The 380-nt window shown below is 64.2% G+C and carries 1 pseudogene; it reads right to left on the reverse strand.

Going from position 1 to position 380, the window contains the following annotated elements:
• Positions 1–380, reverse strand: a pseudogene (locus CDV44_RS28145) (hypothetical protein); the annotation flags it as partial.

Here is a 380-nt window from a genome sequence, read left to right on the forward strand (position 1 = left end):
AGCAAGTCGCGCTCAAGCCGTTCATGCGAGACACGCAACAGATAGTGGTTGTGGGTGATCGCGACGAGCCGGTCGCTGAAGTAGGCATTGATGCCCTGCGCCCGATTCGACCGGTGAGACCAGATGTCGCAGAAATGCCCGGCGATCAACGTCACCGTCATCCCGCCGGCGAAGTGCACCATCGGAAACGGCCCGCCGGCCGATGCGCACAAGACATACCAGGCCAGCATCAGCACCAGCCCGCTCGCGGCACCGGCCAGCGAACCGTAGCGCAACGCACCGACGAGCGCTACCAGCCATAGCCAGGGGAATTGCGTGGAGAGCAGCAAGGGATCGTCGGGGCGCAAACGCCAGGCGACAAGGACCACGAGTACGGTGCC

Source organism: Pandoraea sp. PE-S2R-1 (genome assembly GCF_002179865.1).
Classification (GTDB): Bacteria; Pseudomonadota; Gammaproteobacteria; order Burkholderiales; family Burkholderiaceae; genus Pandoraea.